This window comes from Bacillus cereus group sp. BfR-BA-01349 (assembly GCF_022663795.1).
Taxonomy (GTDB): domain Bacteria; phylum Bacillota; class Bacilli; order Bacillales; family Bacillaceae_G; genus Bacillus_A; species Bacillus_A cereus.
In genome coordinates this window covers 1-15038 of sequence record NZ_JAKUGE010000002.1, presented here as the reverse complement: position 1 = coordinate 15038, position 15038 = coordinate 1, and the positions used below count along the sequence as shown (strand labels likewise).

Genomic DNA, 15038 nt, shown 5'->3' with positions numbered 1-15038 from the left:
ACTCTATTGAAAATACAAAAGTCCAAATTTTTATTGTGCATGTTTTCATGCTATATACATAGTGAGGAGGGAAAAGTGATGAATGGGATTGAAATTTTTGCGAATACAATTTTAAAAGAAGCGTGTAGGGTACAAGCGTCAGATTTACATATTGTGCCCCGGCAGAAGGATGTAGCAGTGCAACTACGTATAGGAAAAGATTTAATGACGAGCCAGTGTATTGAAAAGGAGTTTGGAGAAAAACTTGTCTCACATTTCAAATTTTTAGCATCTATGGACATAGGAGAGAAACGGAAGCCACAGAATGGTTCGTTGTATTTGCAAATTGATGGACAAGAAGTGTATTTACGCCTTTCAACACTTCCAACAGTATATCAAGAAAGTCTCGTTATTCGCCTTCATTTACAAGCATCTGTTCAGCCCTTATCACATCTTTCGTTATTTCCAAGTACGGCAGCAAAACTACTCTCGTTTTTACGCTATTCACAGGGGCTACTCGTGTTTACTGGACCGACTGGATCTGGGAAGACGACGACAATGTATGCATTATTAGAAGTAATTAGAAAAAAGAAAACACGTCGCATCATTACACTTGAAGATCCGGTTGAAAAAAGAAGTGACGATGTATTACAAATTCAAATAAATGAAAAAGCGGGTCTCACATATGAAACAGGATTAAAGGCTATTTTACGTCATGATCCAGATATTATTTTAGTCGGTGAAATCCGGGATGAGGAAACAGCAAAAATAGCTATAAGAGCAAGTTTGACAGGACATTTAGTAATGACAACGCTGCATACGAATGATGCGAAAGGAGCAATCATTCGTTTCATGGATTATGGTATAACGAGGCAAGAGATTGAACAGTCTTTATTGGCTGTAGCTGCACAGCGACTTGTCGAATTGAAGTGTCCGTTTTGCAGAGGAAAGTGCTCAACTTTATGTAAATCAATGAGGCAAGTAAGGCAAGCAAGCATTTATGAGCTACTATATGGACATGAGTTAAAACAAGCACTTAAAGAAGCAGATGGAGAATGTGTTACTTACAAACATGAGACTTTAGAATCGTCAATACGAAAAGGATATGCTTTAGGTTTTTTAGAAGAAGATGTTTATGTTTAAGAAAACTTGGGGTTTAAGTGATCAAGTAGTATTGTTGAAACGTTTAGGAGAATTATTAGAAAAAGGCTACTCTCTTTTACAAGCATTAGAATTTTTACAGTTTCAATTACCTGTAGAAAAGAAAGTACAATTGCAGCGCATGATTGAGGGGTTAAAAGATGGGAAAAGTCTACACGATTCTTTTCATCAGTTAAAGTTTCATCAGGACATGTTAAGTTATCTATTTTATGCCGAGCAACATGGTGATATTTCTTTTGCTTTGCAACAAGGAAGTGCACTTCTTTATAAGAAAGATAAGTATAGGAAAGACATGATGAAAATAATGCAGTATCCTATGTTCTTGATGTTTTTTCTACTAATCATGCTTTTTATTTTTAACCTCATTTTATTACCTCAGGTTGAAATGGTTTATAGTTCGTTCGGTTCTAATACACCACTACTTACAGAACAAATTTTAAGTGCAATAAAACTGCTACCATACATTATTTTAACCGCTATTTTAACTGTTATTATTGGATGTAGTTTATACATGTTGTATTTTAGGAAACTTCCACATATTAGACAGGTAAAAATCATGCTTCGTATTCCTCTCATCAAAACACTTCTTATTTTAAAGCATTCACATTATTTTGCTACTCAGTTGAGTGGTTTATTAAATGGTGGACTATCAGTATGCGAAGCTTTAACAATAATGATGGAGCAAAGATATCATCCGTTCTTTCAATATGAAGCGAATCGGATTGAAAGACAATTAATTGGAGGAGAACAGTTACAATCTATCATTGCTAAAAGTGGGTATTACGAGAAAGAACTTTCTTATGTTATTACGCATGGACAAGCAAATGGCAATTTAGGGATTGAATTAGGTGACTATAGCGATCTTATTATGGAAAAGATGGAACGAAAAATTAAACATATGTTAGTTATCATTCAGCCTATTTTATTTACATGTATTGGAGGAATCGTTGTCCTTATGTATTTAGCGATGATTATGCCGATGTTTCAAATGATGAATTCTATTTAGGGGGCATTTGTATGCAGAATGAGGAAGGATTTACTCTGTTAGAGATGCTATTAGTAATGGTTGTCATAACTATATTATTACTATTAATTATTCCAAATGTAGTTACACAGCGTTCATCGGTCCAAGGAAAAGGGTGTGCAGCTTACATGAAATCTATAGAAGCGCAAATACAAGTATATCAATTACAACATAATAAAATTCCATCGTTAAAAGAACTGGCAGATGAAAAGTATATTACAACTGATAAGTGTCCGAATGGCGAATCTATTCATATATCAGATGATGGCACAGTATCAATTAGGGCATTGTGAAACAACAAGGGTTTACTTTTTTAGAAATGTTACTCGTTTTATTTGTTATTTCTGTATTAAGTATAGTTACGTATTTTAGTGTTCATTCCTTATACGAGCGACAAAAAGTTGAACAATTTTTGAGACAGTTTTCAAATGATATTTTGTATATGCAGCAATTAGCGATAAACCGTCAAAAGCACTACACATTACGTTGGCATAAAGATAGAAATATGTATGCTATAAAAGAGTCAGGTACAAAGTATTATATCGTTAAGCGAGAGTATGAAGAAGATATACAAATTGATTTGCATACGTTTCCAAATCCGATGACATATAATCCAAGTGGAAATATTAATAGAGGTGGTACGATTATAATTTCGTATAGAAATTATAAATATGAAATTGTATTTCAGCTTGGAAGAGGGAGATTTACGTATCGTGAAATGTCAAAAAGGATCCATAATGGCTGAAATGATTGTATCGTTAAGTGTTTTAATGATGGCTGTATCGTTACTACTACCGCAAACAGTATTAGTTATGCAAGAAAGAAAAAATATACAAATTCGTTATAAGGCAACTGGATTATTAAAAAAAGAAGCAGCTATATATATGTATGGAAATGAAGAAAAGCGAATAATAGAAAAGAATATAAATGGAATTGTGTATTACACATATTGGGGAGGCAATGAAGTTTGTACCATGTGGAAAGATGTGAAAGACAGAATGATGGAACAATGCTTTTATGTAGGAGAAAAAATAAATTAGAATTTGGTTTTTCATTAATAGAAATGATTGTATGTCTGTTTCTATTATCAATATTTTTTTTGCTCTTTCCCCGCCTACATTTCATTGAAATGGAAAATAAACAGTCGAAAGGGTTAAATGATTGGGAGTGGGATGTGTATTTAGGGCAAATGCAATTGGAGTTTCGTGAAGTATCATCTGGAGAACAGCTAGCATTTGAAAATGGAGAAAGTATTTTACAATTCCGATCGCGTAATGGGAGTGAAGTATCGTATGAAAAAGAGAATAGTCGTCTTATAAGAAAGGTAAATAGGCGCGGGAGGGAAGTTGTTTTACAAAATATTGGAACGGTTTCTTACAAACTAACACCTCATGTACTCATTATAAATGTGAAAGATACTAGTGGGAAAATATATGAAGGTGTAGTTATGCGATATAGCGAAATAGGAATAAACGTATGAGAAAGCAAAAGGGATTTACAATGCCTGGAACGATTATCTTTCTTATTTTATTAACTTCTTTTTTTATATACGAAACAAATATGTTGTTTACAGATAAAAATTTTTATATAGGAATAGAACAAAAATTTTTATTGGATGAATTACTTAACCGATCTATTACAGATATAAAAAAAGACTTACAGCAAAAAGAAAAAGAAGGTACATTTTTCTTTCAGTATGAAAAGGGAGAAGCGAGTGGAAATTATGTCTTTGAAAATGATTTAATTCTCGTTGCTTTGCAGTGTACACTCAAACAGGAAGCTTTCTATACGGTGAGTTTTCGGTATAGAAAAAAGGATGGGAAAATAGTCGATTGGATAGAAGGATAATATGTAAAATATATATATAGATAAACCAGGATTTCCTATTGTAAATTGAATTGATTTTTTAGAAGAAATGGATAAATATAATGATTAAAAGTTTAAATTTTCTCAAAAAAGAGAAAGGTAGAAAGAATATGATATATTCATGCTATCCAATCATTATTTTTAGGGAGAATAGGGAAATGACAAACAACAATCAAATAGGTGAAAATAAGGAACAAACTATTTTTGATCATAAAGGAAATACGATTATGACAGAAGATAGAGAAATACACATTATTTCAAAATTCGAAGAACCTCTTATTGTCGTATTAGCAAATGTACTAAGTGATGAAGAGTGTGATGAATTGATTGAAATGTCTAAAAATAAAATGGAGCGTTCTAAAATTGGTTCATCACGTGATGTAAATGATATTCGAACAAGTAGCGGTGCATTTTTGGAAGACAATGAACTTACTTCAAAGATTGAAAAACGAATTTCATCTATCATGAATGTTCCGGTGGCGCACGGAGAAGGATTGCACATTTTAAATTATGAAGTGGATCAACAATATAAAGCACACTATGATTATTTTGCGGAACATAGTAGATCAGCTGCTAACAATCGTATTAGTACGCTTGTAATGTATTTAAATGATGTAGAAGAAGGCGGAGAAATGTACTTCCCAAAATTAAATCTTTCTGTACCCCCTAGAAAGGGAATGGCAGTATACTTTGAGTATTTTTATCAAGATAAATCACTAAACGAGCTTACGTTACACGGAGGGGCACCTGTAACGTAAGGCGAGAAATGGATTGCAACGCAGTGGGTGAGAAGAGGTACTTATAAGTAAAAGCGAGTGTTACGTTTTGTTCTTTATAGTATAAGAACAAAACGTTTTTTTATTAAACAAAGTAGCATCTTTCGTTATAATAACAATTAATAAATGACGATTGAGAGGACAAGAAATGAAATCTATATACATAACCGGCTACATGGGAGCAGGGAAAACAACAATTGGAAAAGCGTTAAGTAAAGAACTTCAAATGGATGTTGTAGATACTGATCAAAAAATCGAAGAGAAGCAAGAGAAGGCAATTCGAAAAATTTTTGCCGAAGAAGGCGAAATGGCTTTTCGGGAATATGAAAGCGAAATGTTACGTGCGCTACCAGTCCATAATGTTATTATTACAACTGGTGGGGGAATTATTGAACGAGCGGAAAATCGCAAGTGGATGAAAGAGAACGGAACTGTCGTGTATTTATATTGTGATCCGCATGTAATTGCAGAAAGGCTTCGGGAAGATACGACACGTCCACTATTTCAAAAGAAAGATATAGATGCATTCGTAAAGAAATTTGAATCACGCCGAGCTTATTATGAAGAGGCTCATATTCATATCGATACGACAAATAAGTCTGTAAAGCAAATTATGAATGAATTAAAGGAAAAGATTAATGTATAAAAAAGTGGACATACTAATCAAGTAGAGGTGATGATAATATGTCTACTAATGATTATGTTCGCTTTGTGACGCAGCAGTTTGTGTCGTATATGGATGCTCCAAAAGAAGATCGAAAACAAAAGAAAGAACAACGCCGTGCTGAAAAAGAGCCATTTATGAATAAGTGGTTTGGTGTTATGCCGCTGAGTGCTGCTTTGTTTTACCGAAATGTAAAAAGTAAAAGAAAAAAATCAAGTTAAATTTTAGTCATATGTTTAGCAAACCAAAAATCCCCTAGTGTCTTATTACACTAGGGGATTTTTATTTACTGCACGGATTCTTGTTCTTCCGTAACGGCATGTATTTTATTGTTCACCCATACGAATCCTATTCCGATACAAATAGAAATGCCCCAGCCGACAGCGGTCATAATCGCTCTCATTTCACCATAGCCATCTACACCAAAAACAGAGATGAAATAAATTTTTAAAAAGCTTTTTAATATAAATTGCAGTCCGAAAAATAACGTTAAATATTGCAGTGCTGGATATATACGACTATCACGATAAAGCTCACGACTTTTATCGCGGTCATGGCCTTGCAGTGCGGCAATATCCGCAGCGAAATATAACATGAGTGGTTTTTTTATGAAAATTGTACAGATGACGATAATACCGAGTACGATGTGATAATATGCATCATTCCACAACATTCGTTCAGCTGACCCAGATAATAAATCTACCGTTGTATTAGAAATGAGTGTAATTAAAATAAAGAACCCTGTCACGTTAAACTGTTTTTCTTTTTTAAAGGTATACAGTGTATAAATAATCCCCGGAACAGAGGAAAGTAACATCGCGTAATAAGGATCGATATAAGGTTTTGCAAATTTCCAAATGAGGAATGGGATTACGAGATAAAAGACAAGATCTAATATAGCTTTTTTATTTTGATTCATACAAAGCCTCCTTAAGTCATACATATATTTTATAATATAATTTCTGAAAATTGTATAAGGTTTAATGGGAAAAGAAAAAATATATCAATTTTCGAGGGGTTAGTAGATTGAAAAAAATTGCCCCTAGCGTAGTAAGTTTTTTTAGTATATAATAAAGGAAACGCTTTCATTTTGATTTGTTCACAAAATGGACGGAAAATCACATATTTACTATCGATATGTTGCTTTATAATGAAACTAATTAAATATACATGCATACAATATTGTGAAATAAATAACATAAATAATCTATATAAATGTAAACGTTATCAAAAGAGAGAGGTGGAGACAATGAGTAAATTTTTCTTCAATCATAATCCAGCAACAGTAGAGGATGGAAGGCTTGTTAAATATGCTGAAATTATTTATGGAGAAGGTGGCCGTTCTGTATTAGAAAATTTAATGGTGAAGGCATCTATCAGATTGCGTGATCGTTATCCGAATAAATCTGACGAGCAGATCTCGAACCTAGTAAATAAAGGCATCCATGATATGTTTCAAAAATATGTGAGCGAGTAAGAGTGGCCAATGGCTGCTCTTATTTTTTTGTATAAGGATTGTAACTCTAGCTGAAAATAAACATGTATTCTGAAAAACGTAAAAAGGAGTGGGAAAGATGAGCAATGGAATTGGACGTTCGAAAGAAAATCTTCCAACTGATGCAAATCATGTGAGCGCGAAGGATCGTGCGTATCAAAAACGCATGGCAAAGCAAAAACAACAAGAGCGTAATGAGGATAGAGAATAACTCGAAATAAAGCTCCTTCTAAAGCAGAAGGAGCTTTATTTTGATAGAAAATGATTCGCGGTAACATAAAAGAGTCCACCGTTAATAATTTGCACTGTAATACGTGGTTCATACTGTTCTTGCAGAGCTTGTTTTTCAATTTCATAGCTCTCAGGAAGTTCGTCACTTTCTTCATAAAAACGGTTTAAAAGGTCTAAATCATGATTCCAACGCACTCTTGCTTCTTTTGCCCACGTATGGTCATCTTCTGCAATTATATTTTTTAAAGCGTCTTCTATGCGTTGTAAACCACTTTGAGGTTTAATGATGGGCGAGAGCGTAAAACAAAAATCAGGTATTTTTGGTGTAAGTTTAATGTTTGTTAATGTTTCATGAAAGTTTGCCATCATTGTTCCAGAAATGAGATGAATACCAATCGAGTGAAGGATGTCTTTTTTTCGATCACATTGATAGGAAACTTTTATATTAATACCGAGCCAAGGGTGGAGCGGTGTATGTGTTGCCCCATTATGTCTTACATCCTCATATAAACGTATGTATGAGCCTAATTCTTTTGTCGTTTGGAAAATTTGATGTAGACGTGGTGAACCGTAGTGAATAAGCTCACCATCATTTTCTTCATTTTCTGGATTTGTAATAAGAGTAAGGCGCATCGGATTCGGTACGCCTCCTGTTTTCTCAAGATAGTGCCAATAAAAAGGGCGATTCATTAATAATTTATCCATCTCAATTGTTAACTGTACATCTAATAAATGAGGAGAACGTTCTAAAATTTCACAGTTATTCGCCTCAAAGAAATTGTATAAGTAATTATGAATTTCATGTTGCTGCATAGCCTTGCACCTCAGCTTCATTTCGTTTCGCAAAGTCGATAATAGATGTTAAGTTTTCCATCTTAATTCTAATTTCACCTTCGCTTTTTGATTGCGCGAAAATTTCTTGAATGTGCGCGTCGATGTTTTTCATATTAATTCTCGTTAAAATTTCATCGAGTTCACCGATAACACGCTCGAATAAGTTGATTTTTTCATATAACAGTTTCAGAATATGTTCTTCAACAGTATGCTTTGTAGCTAAGTTATAAATATGAACATCATTTTTTTGACCGAGACGGTGAATACGTCCGATTCTTTGCTCAAGACGCATTGGATTCCATGGCAAATCATAATTGATCATATAGCTACAAAACTGTAAGTTAATCCCTTCACCACCAGCTTCAGTTGCAATTAATACTTGTGCGTGGTTTTGGAAAAGCTCCTTCATCCAATCTTTCTTCCCGCGTTTAAACCCGCCGCGGAATGGAACGGAAGAAATACCGTGTTGTTGTAAAAACCATTGTAAGTACATTTGTGACGCTCGATATTCTGTGAAGATAACGACTTTATCGTCAATTTCTTTTATAAGCTCAAGAGCTTTATTTGCTTTTGAGTTGAAAGGAATATGATTAATTTTGTCCATTAGCACATCGATATGTGGATCTTTTATATAATGTTCGTTTTCTTTCTGTCTTTTTTCTACATGCTTTTTCAATGAATAGTAAACAGCCTCACGACTACTACACGCTTCCCGTTTTAAAGTTAACGATGAGAAAGCAGATGTGAAGGCGTCTTGTCCTCGCCAATTTTCGATATCATTATATAGAGCTTGTTCTTGTTCATTAAACTCAACAAAAATTGTACGTACATGTCTCTTCGGCCAATCGATACCGGTATTATGTCGTCTATTTCGCACCATTACTTTATTAATGAGAGCTTTTAAGTCTTCATCTGATTCGGCTGAGCGATTTTTGGAAGCGTAATATTCTTCAAAGTTGGATTGATTGCCTAAATGTCCTGGTTTTAATAAAGAAACAAGGTTAAAAATTTCATCAATCTTATTTTGAACAGGAGTAGCGGTTAGTAATAAACAAAACTTCTTTTTTAATCGTTGTGCAAATTCATAGTTTTTTGTTTTATTATTTTTCAGTTTATGTGCTTCATCGATAATAATAAGGTCATATTCCAAGTTCAACACGATATCGCGATGTGGTGAACGTTTCGCAGTATCAATTGATGATACGATTACGTCAGCTTGTTCCCATGAGTAGCTTTTCTTTTGTGCTACAGCGGGAATGAAAAACTTTGTATTCAGTTCGTATGCCCATTGTGATACGAGAGAAGCTGGGACAAGTATAAGTACCTTTTTCACAAGCCCGCGGACCATGTATTCTTTCAAAATAAGTCCAGCTTCGATTGTTTTTCCAAGGCCTACTTCATCTGCTAGAATCGCTTTACCGTTCATTTGTTCAATCACATTTTGAGCGACTTCTAATTGATGCGGAAGCGGTGTGAAATGGGATAAATGTTTCGGTGCTTGTAGTCCATCAAAAGTAGGAACAAGTAACGATTTTTCTGTTTCATAAGCTAAGTGATATAAATCCCAGTTTGTCCAAGGACCATCTTCGTCAATTCTATTTAAAAAATTGTTTTGCCATGTCCGATCTACGGAAATATCGACATTCATTACAACTCTCCCACCTTTTATAAACTAAAGTAATTATTTTTTAATGTATGATGATTTGCCTTAAAAGAAGGCATAATTATCGTTATTAAAGGCTATATGATAGACAATAATAAAGTATTAAATCTCAAAAGCTGTATTTATTGTGTTTTAACATAAAAAATTCTAAATTATTTTTTATGCTAGAATATTGATGAAATATAGCGAATGATGTTAGGATAATGGTGTGAAATGTGTGGAATCTTTCGTATTTTATCCAAGAAAGTGATTTTTTATTTACGCTTTCATAAAAAAATATAATGAGATTCCGTATATCCTATCTTTTCAGAATGAAAATGTTTAGAAAAGGGAAGCAACTTTTATTGATTTGTCAAAGCATAAGGGGGAGAGAGCATGATTACATTACAACGTACACCGTTATTTGATGTATACGCGAAGTATGGTGGAAAAACAATCGACTTCGGTGGTTGGGAATTACCAGTTCAATTTTCAAGCATTAAAGAAGAACACGAAGCTGTACGTACAGCTGCAGGTTTGTTCGATGTATCTCATATGGGAGAAGTTGAAGTAAAAGGTGTAGATAGTTTAGCATTTTTACAACGTGTTGTTACAAATGACGTATCTACCTTAAAGGTAGGGGGCGCACAATATACAGCTATGTGCTACGAAAATGGTGGTACAGTAGATGATTTATTAATCTACAAACGTGGTGAAGAAGACTATTTATTAGTAATCAATGCATCAAATATCGAGAAAGATTACGAATGGCTAGCAAGTCATGTAATTGGCGATGCGACAGTAGTCAATGTTTCTAGTGAAGTTGCACAGCTTGCAATTCAAGGACCAAAAGCAGAAGGCATTTTACAAAAAGTTGTGTCAGAAGATTTGAAAGAAATTAAGTTCTTTAAATTTAAAAACGATATTCTTGTAGATGGAATTCCAGCACTTGTATCTCGTACAGGTTACACAGGTGAAGATGGATTCGAAATTTACTGTAAGAGTGAAGATGCTGCAAAACTTTGGGAGAAACTTCTTGAAGTTGGAGCAGAAGAGGGCTTAAAAGCATGTGGTTTAGGTGCTCGTGATACACTTCGATTCGAAGTAACATTACCACTTTATGGACAAGAATTATCAAAAGATATTACACCGATTGAGGCTGGAATTGGCTTTGCGGTAAAAACAAATAAAGAAGCAGACTTCTTTGGAAAAGCAACGTTAAAAGAGCAAAAAGAAAACGGTGCGCCTCGTAAATTAGTCGGCATCGAAGTAATCGAACGTGGAATTCCTCGTACGCATTACCCTGTATTTATTGGTGAAGAAAAAATTGGGGAAGTAACGAGTGGTACACAATCTCCAACGTTAAAGAAAAGCATTGGTTTAGCACTAATTGATGTAAAATACGCAGCAGTTGATACAGAAGTAGAAATTGAAATTCGTAATAAACGCGTCAAAGCAGTAGTTGTTCCAACACCATTTTACAAACGTTCAAAGTAACGGGGAGAGGGGTAGATTTCATGTTGCATCGTTATCTTCCAATGACAGAAGAAGACAAAAAAGAAATGTTACAAACGATCGATGAATTATTCTCTGATATTCCAGAGAGTGTTCGTTTTAAAGGGGATTTAAAAATTAAAGAAGCAAAATCAGAGCCAGAGCTTTTAAAAGAGCTATCTCAAATGGCTAGTAAAAATGCTAACTTAAAAGAATACGCTTCTTTCTTAGGAGCAGGCGTATACGATCATTATGCTCCAGTAATTGTAGATCATGTTATTTCTCGCTCAGAATTTTATACAGCTTACACACCATACCAACCGGAAATTTCACAAGGGGAATTACAAGCAATCTTTGAATTCCAAACAATGATTTGTGAATTAACAGGAATGGATGTAGCAAACTCTTCTATGTATGACGGGGGGACAGCTTTAGCTGAAGCGGCAATGTTAGCAGCTGGCCATACTCGCAAAAAGAAAATTCTTGTATCTAGCGCGGTTCATCCAGAATCAAGAGCAGTGCTTGAAACGTATGCAAAAGGTCAAAATCTTGAAGTTGTTGAAATTAATCATAAAGATGGTGTAACAGATTTAGACGTATTACAAAGTGAAGTAGATGATACAGTTGCTTGTGTAATCGTTCAATATCCAAACTTCTTCGGACAAGTTGAAAAATTAGCTGATATTGAAAAAATCGTTCATCAACAAAAATCATTATTTATCGTTTCTTCAAATCCATTATCATTAGGCGCATTAACACCACCAGGGAAATTTGGTGCTGATATTGTAATCGGTGATGCACAACCATTCGGTATTCCAACGCAGTTTGGTGGACCGCACTGTGGTTACTTTGCAACAACGAAAGCATTTATGCGTAAAATTCCAGGACGTCTTGTTGGACAAACTGTAGATTCAGATGGTAAACGTGGATTTGTATTAACGTTACAAGCACGTGAACAGCATATTCGTCGTGATAAAGCGACATCTAACATTTGTTCAAACCAAGCGTTAAATGCATTAGCAGCTTCTGTTGCAATGACGGCACTTGGCAAACAAGGTGTGAAAGAAATGGCACGTCAAAACATTTCTAAAGCACAATATGCAAAACGTCAATTTGAAGCGAAAGGCTTCACAGTAACATTTGCTGGACCATTCTTCAATGAGTTTGTTGTAGATTGCAAACGTCCAGTGAAAGAAGTAAACGATGCATTATTACAAAAGAATATTATCGGCGGTTACGATCTAGGCCGTGATTATAAAGAGCATGAAAACCATATGCTTGTAGCAGTAACTGAGCTTCGTACAAAAGAGGAAATTGACACACTTGTAAACGAAATGGGGGCTATCCAATGAAGAACCAAGACCAAGCACTTATCTTTGAAGTGAGTAAAGAAGGACGCATAGGATATAGCTTACCCAAATTAGATGTAGAAGAAGTGAAACTAGAAGATGTGTTTGAGAGCGATTATATTCGAGTAGAAGATGCAGAGCTACCAGAAGTATCTGAACTTGATATTATGCGCCACTATACAGCACTTTCAAACCGTAACCACGGTGTGGATTCTGGATTCTATCCACTTGGATCTTGTACGATGAAATATAATCCGAAAATTAATGAGAGTGTAGCTCGTTTCGCAGGATTTGCAAATATTCATCCGTTGCAAGATGAAAAGACAGTACAAGGTGCAATGGAATTAATGTACGACTTACAAGAGCATTTAATTGAAATTACAGGTATGGATACTGTTACTTTACAACCAGCAGCTGGTGCACACGGAGAATGGACAGGTTTAATGTTAATTCGTGCATACCATGAAGCGAATGGTGACTTTAACCGTACGAAAGTAATTGTGCCTGACTCTGCTCACGGAACGAACCCAGCATCTGCAACTGTAGCTGGTTTTGAAACAATTACAGTAAAATCAAATGAAAATGGCCTTGTTGACTTAGAAGACTTAAAACGTGTTGTAAACGAAGAAACAGCAGCACTTATGTTAACAAATCCTAATACATTAGGTCTATTCGAAGAAAATATTTTAGAAATGGCAGAAATCGTCCATAATGCAGGCGGTAAATTATACTATGATGGTGCAAACTTAAATGCGGTATTAAGCCAAGCACGCCCAGGAGATATGGGATTTGACGTTGTGCATTTAAACCTTCATAAAACATTTACAGGTCCTCACGGCGGTGGTGGCCCAGGTTCTGGTCCAGTAGGTGTGAAAGCTGATTTAATTCCGTACTTACCAAAACCGATTTTAGAGAAAACCGAAAATGGTTATCACTTCAACTACGACCGTCCAGAAGCAATTGGTCGTGTGAAACCATTCTATGGTAACTTCGGAATTAACGTTCGTGCATACACGTATATTCGCTCTATGGGGCCAGATGGATTGCGTGCAGTAACTGAGTATGCGGTATTAAATGCGAACTATATGATGAGAAGATTAGCGCCATTCTACGATCTTCCATTCGATAGACATTGTAAACATGAATTTGTATTATCAGGTCGTCGTCAAAAGAAACTTGGTGTACGTACATTAGATATTGCAAAACGTCTGCTTGATTTCGGTTATCATCCACCAACAATTTACTTCCCATTAAATGTGGAAGAATGTATTATGATTGAGCCGACAGAAACAGAATCAAAAGAAACATTAGATGGTTTCATTGATAAGATGATTCAAATCGCTAAAGAAGTAGAAGAAAATCCAGAAGTTGTACAAGAAGCACCGCATACGACAGTCATTAAACGTTTAGACGAAACGATGGCTGCACGTAAACCAGTTTTACGTTATGCGAAGCCAGCTCCTGTACAAGTTTGATTAAAATAACAAAGGAAGAACTCGCTGAGGCGGGTTCTTTTTTTGTATGGATAATTTGTCCCGCATTAACGGACAGTAAACTCCCAACTCAAAACTTAGCTGGTGCAAAGAAGCCAGGTGGGAGATAAACTGTCCGTAAATGCCCGATTGGTTCAACTAATAATCAGTGGGGATGAACAAAAATCCCCACTGATTAAAGTTTCACTTTATGCAGAAATAGTGAAGAAAATGTTAAAAAAATATGTTTTTTGTTTCCTAATGGTGTAAAGGTGTAGTTTTATAGGTAGTTTTGTTGAAAAAGTCGGTTTGATAAAAGTATTTATTTTTGTTAGAATTTTATTGAAATTAAGAAGATGTGATGAGGCAAAGATTACTCATTTTTATGTATATGTGAAAAAACGAACAAGACGGGGGTGAAATTTTGGGATATCGATGTTATAGAATGGTATACCATTTAGAAAATGGAGAAACAATTAAAGATGTAAAAGAATTTTGCTATCGAGACCAAGGAAAAGTGTTAGAAAGAGTAGCAAATCGTGTAATGGATAATAGAGAAGTGACGGCGATTGATAAACAAGGAACAATCATTTCAATAGCATGTGAGGACATTGTAAAGGTGGAACTGGATTACATAACAGAAAGTTAACCTTGAGTCATATCGAATTATTCGATAAAATAAACTGTTGAATGGTGAAGTGAGAAGAGAGGAGTTTATCATGGGTAGTACAAGACACTTTTATATGTTTATCTTAGCGTTTGTTCTTGTTGTGGCATTAACGATTTACTTAATCGTTGACAGCAGCTGGTACAACACAGTTCATCCGGCATTCCTTCTGTTTATGTATATAGGAATTGCAGTAGTAAGTTTCGGAATGAGAGACGAGATGTTAGATCGCTTTGAAAAGTGATACATATACGAAAGACCAACAGGAAATGAAGTGCACCCCAATTGTTAGACACATAACTAACAATTGGAGGTGCATTTTTTATGGCTAAATTTTCTTCAAAAGATAAAATAAAAGCAGTAAAACGATATCTAGAAGGTACG

General features: G+C 34.9%; 20 protein-coding genes and 1 pseudogene. 17 read left to right on the top strand and 4 right to left on the bottom strand.

Translation table 11 applies throughout. The features are described 5' to 3' along the window. Positions 1-78: 78 nt before the first annotated feature. From comGA to MR169_RS01335, 10 genes are all read left to right on the top strand, one after another. Entirely contained in the window at positions 79-1122 is a 1044-nt protein-coding gene (comGA, locus tag MR169_RS01380; protein WP_001013185.1) for a competence type IV pilus ATPase ComGA, read from the top strand. Next, positions 1115-2146: a competence type IV pilus assembly protein ComGB gene (gene comGB, locus MR169_RS01375; protein ID WP_242318785.1), complete on the top strand. Its 1032-nt coding sequence runs from the start codon at positions 1115-1117 to the stop codon at positions 2144-2146. Before comGA ends, comGB begins: the two co-directional genes overlap by 8 nt. 11 nt (positions 2147-2157) lie before the next feature. Continuing rightward, positions 2158-2457, top strand: a complete 300-nt coding sequence (comGC, locus tag MR169_RS01370) for a competence type IV pilus major pilin ComGC (protein ID WP_001178683.1) — start codon at positions 2158-2160, stop codon at positions 2455-2457. Beyond that, entirely contained in the window at positions 2454-2909 is a 456-nt protein-coding gene (gene comGD / locus MR169_RS01365; protein ID WP_000813143.1) for a competence type IV pilus minor pilin ComGD, read from the top strand. Before comGC ends, comGD begins: the two co-directional genes overlap by 4 nt. Beyond that, positions 2902-3204: a hypothetical protein gene (locus MR169_RS01360; protein ID WP_000829473.1), complete on the top strand. Its 303-nt coding sequence runs from the start codon at positions 2902-2904 to the stop codon at positions 3202-3204. The genes comGD and MR169_RS01360 overlap by 8 nt, the downstream gene beginning before the upstream one ends. After that, entirely contained in the window at positions 3174-3644 is a 471-nt protein-coding gene (comGF, locus tag MR169_RS01355; RefSeq protein ID WP_000923099.1) for a competence type IV pilus minor pilin ComGF, read from the top strand. Before MR169_RS01360 ends, comGF begins: the two co-directional genes overlap by 31 nt. After that, entirely contained in the window at positions 3641-4012 is a 372-nt protein-coding gene (comGG, locus tag MR169_RS01350) for a competence type IV pilus minor pilin ComGG (protein ID WP_001231273.1), read from the top strand. The genes comGF and comGG overlap by 4 nt, the downstream gene beginning before the upstream one ends. A 176-nt stretch (positions 4013-4188) precedes the next feature. Next, positions 4189-4788 carry a 2OG-Fe(II) oxygenase gene (locus MR169_RS01345; RefSeq protein WP_242318784.1) on the top strand — a complete coding sequence of 200 codons (600 nt, stop codon included), beginning with the start codon at positions 4189-4191 and terminating at the stop codon, positions 4786-4788. A 166-nt stretch (positions 4789-4954) separates the two neighbouring features. Beyond that, a complete protein-coding gene (locus MR169_RS01340) occupies positions 4955-5452 on the top strand; it encodes a shikimate kinase (RefSeq protein ID WP_000836650.1) in 498 nt (165 codons plus the stop codon). 38 nt (positions 5453-5490) lie between these two features. Further along, positions 5491-5691 carry a YqzE family protein gene (locus tag MR169_RS01335; protein WP_000106083.1) on the top strand — a complete coding sequence of 67 codons (201 nt, stop codon included), beginning with the start codon at positions 5491-5493 and terminating at the stop codon, positions 5689-5691. A gap of 65 nt (positions 5692-5756) precedes the next feature. Here the strand turns inward: MR169_RS01335 and MR169_RS01330 are convergent, their stop codons facing one another. Together MR169_RS01330 and MR169_RS01325 are read right to left on the bottom strand one after the other, a co-directional pair. Further along, a complete protein-coding gene (locus MR169_RS01330) occupies positions 5757-6389 on the bottom strand; it encodes a VC0807 family protein (protein ID WP_001073111.1) in 633 nt (210 codons plus the stop codon). 141 nt (positions 6390-6530) lie between these two features. Then, positions 6531-6646, bottom strand: a pseudogene (locus MR169_RS01325) (GTP pyrophosphokinase). 73 nt (positions 6647-6719) lie between these two features. On the opposite strand from MR169_RS01325, the gene MR169_RS01320 reads away from it, so the two are divergent. Together MR169_RS01320 and MR169_RS28145 are read left to right on the top strand one after the other, a co-directional pair. Then, complete coding sequence (locus MR169_RS01320; protein ID WP_000032702.1) at positions 6720-6947, top strand: hypothetical protein; 228 nt, start codon at positions 6720-6722, stop codon at positions 6945-6947. Positions 6948-7044: 97 nt separating this feature from the next. Further along, positions 7045-7176: a hypothetical protein gene (locus MR169_RS28145; RefSeq protein ID WP_000064668.1), complete on the top strand. Its 132-nt coding sequence runs from the start codon at positions 7045-7047 to the stop codon at positions 7174-7176. Between the two features lie 35 nt (positions 7177-7211). Here MR169_RS28145 and MR169_RS01315 read toward each other — a convergent pair whose 3' ends face one another. Continuing rightward, positions 7212-8009, bottom strand: a complete 798-nt coding sequence (locus tag MR169_RS01315) for a YqhG family protein (protein WP_001183964.1) — start codon at positions 8007-8009, stop codon at positions 7212-7214. Beyond that, positions 7996-9678, bottom strand: a complete 1683-nt coding sequence (locus tag MR169_RS01310) for a DEAD/DEAH box helicase (protein WP_242318783.1) — start codon at positions 9676-9678, stop codon at positions 7996-7998. Before MR169_RS01310 ends, MR169_RS01315 begins: the two co-directional genes overlap by 14 nt. A gap of 390 nt (positions 9679-10068) precedes the next feature. Here MR169_RS01310 and gcvT point away from each other — a divergent pair, with 390 nt between their 5' ends. The 5 genes from gcvT (at position 10069) to MR169_RS01285 (ending at position 14898) form a co-directional block, all read left to right on the top strand. Then, positions 10069-11169 (top strand): glycine cleavage system aminomethyltransferase GcvT, encoded by a 1101-nt coding sequence (gcvT, locus tag MR169_RS01305; protein WP_242318782.1) that lies wholly within the window; start codon positions 10069-10071, stop codon positions 11167-11169. A gap of 20 nt (positions 11170-11189) precedes the next feature. Further along, complete coding sequence (gene gcvPA / locus MR169_RS01300; protein ID WP_242318781.1) at positions 11190-12518, top strand: aminomethyl-transferring glycine dehydrogenase subunit 1; 1329 nt, start codon at positions 11190-11192, stop codon at positions 12516-12518. Further along, positions 12515-13990, top strand: coding sequence for an aminomethyl-transferring glycine dehydrogenase subunit 2 (gene gcvPB, locus MR169_RS01295; protein ID WP_000795702.1), 1476 nt, complete (start codon positions 12515-12517; stop codon positions 13988-13990). The genes gcvPA and gcvPB overlap by 4 nt, the downstream gene beginning before the upstream one ends. A gap of 442 nt (positions 13991-14432) precedes the next feature. Further along, a complete protein-coding gene (locus MR169_RS01290) occupies positions 14433-14636 on the top strand; it encodes a DUF3929 family protein (RefSeq protein WP_000262496.1) in 204 nt (67 codons plus the stop codon). A 70-nt stretch (positions 14637-14706) separates the two neighbouring features. Further along, on the top strand, positions 14707-14898 hold the full coding sequence (locus MR169_RS01285) for a hypothetical protein (RefSeq protein ID WP_000535933.1): 192 nt from the start codon (positions 14707-14709) through the stop codon (positions 14896-14898). Positions 14899-15038: the final 140 nt, after the last annotated feature.

What these genes read in the sequence shown, in the direction of transcription:
- comGA (WP_001013185.1), top strand. Translation starts at nt 79, where the DNA reads ATGAATGGGATTGAAATTTTTGCGAATACAATTTTAAAAGAAGCGTGT.
- comGB (WP_242318785.1), top strand. Translation starts at nt 1,115, where the DNA reads ATGTTTAAGAAAACTTGGGGTTTAAGTGATCAAGTAGTATTGTTGAAA.
- comGC (WP_001178683.1), top strand. Translation starts at nt 2,158, where the DNA reads ATGCAGAATGAGGAAGGATTTACTCTGTTAGAGATGCTATTAGTAATG.
- MR169_RS01360 (WP_000829473.1), top strand. Translation starts at nt 2,902, where the DNA reads ATGGCTGAAATGATTGTATCGTTAAGTGTTTTAATGATGGCTGTATCG.
- comGF (WP_000923099.1), top strand. Translation starts at nt 3,174, where the DNA reads ATGCTTTTATGTAGGAGAAAAAATAAATTAGAATTTGGTTTTTCATTA.
- comGG (WP_001231273.1), top strand. Translation starts at nt 3,641, where the DNA reads ATGAGAAAGCAAAAGGGATTTACAATGCCTGGAACGATTATCTTTCTT.
- MR169_RS01345 (WP_242318784.1), top strand. Translation starts at nt 4,189, where the DNA reads ATGACAAACAACAATCAAATAGGTGAAAATAAGGAACAAACTATTTTT.
- MR169_RS01340 (WP_000836650.1), top strand. Translation starts at nt 4,955, where the DNA reads ATGAAATCTATATACATAACCGGCTACATGGGAGCAGGGAAAACAACA.
- MR169_RS01335 (WP_000106083.1), top strand. Translation starts at nt 5,491, where the DNA reads ATGTCTACTAATGATTATGTTCGCTTTGTGACGCAGCAGTTTGTGTCG.
- MR169_RS01330 (WP_001073111.1), bottom strand. Translation starts at nt 6,389, where the DNA reads ATGAATCAAAATAAAAAAGCTATATTAGATCTTGTCTTTTATCTCGTA.
- MR169_RS01320 (WP_000032702.1), top strand. Translation starts at nt 6,720, where the DNA reads ATGAGTAAATTTTTCTTCAATCATAATCCAGCAACAGTAGAGGATGGA.
- MR169_RS28145 (WP_000064668.1), top strand. Translation starts at nt 7,045, where the DNA reads ATGAGCAATGGAATTGGACGTTCGAAAGAAAATCTTCCAACTGATGCA.
- MR169_RS01315 (WP_001183964.1), bottom strand. Translation starts at nt 8,009, where the DNA reads ATGCAGCAACATGAAATTCATAATTACTTATACAATTTCTTTGAGGCG.
- MR169_RS01310 (WP_242318783.1), bottom strand. Translation starts at nt 9,678, where the DNA reads ATGAATGTCGATATTTCCGTAGATCGGACATGGCAAAACAATTTTTTA.
- gcvT (WP_242318782.1), top strand. Translation starts at nt 10,069, where the DNA reads ATGATTACATTACAACGTACACCGTTATTTGATGTATACGCGAAGTAT.
- gcvPA (WP_242318781.1), top strand. Translation starts at nt 11,190, where the DNA reads ATGTTGCATCGTTATCTTCCAATGACAGAAGAAGACAAAAAAGAAATG.
- gcvPB (WP_000795702.1), top strand. Translation starts at nt 12,515, where the DNA reads ATGAAGAACCAAGACCAAGCACTTATCTTTGAAGTGAGTAAAGAAGGA.
- MR169_RS01290 (WP_000262496.1), top strand. Translation starts at nt 14,433, where the DNA reads ATGGTATACCATTTAGAAAATGGAGAAACAATTAAAGATGTAAAAGAA.
- MR169_RS01285 (WP_000535933.1), top strand. Translation starts at nt 14,707, where the DNA reads ATGGGTAGTACAAGACACTTTTATATGTTTATCTTAGCGTTTGTTCTT.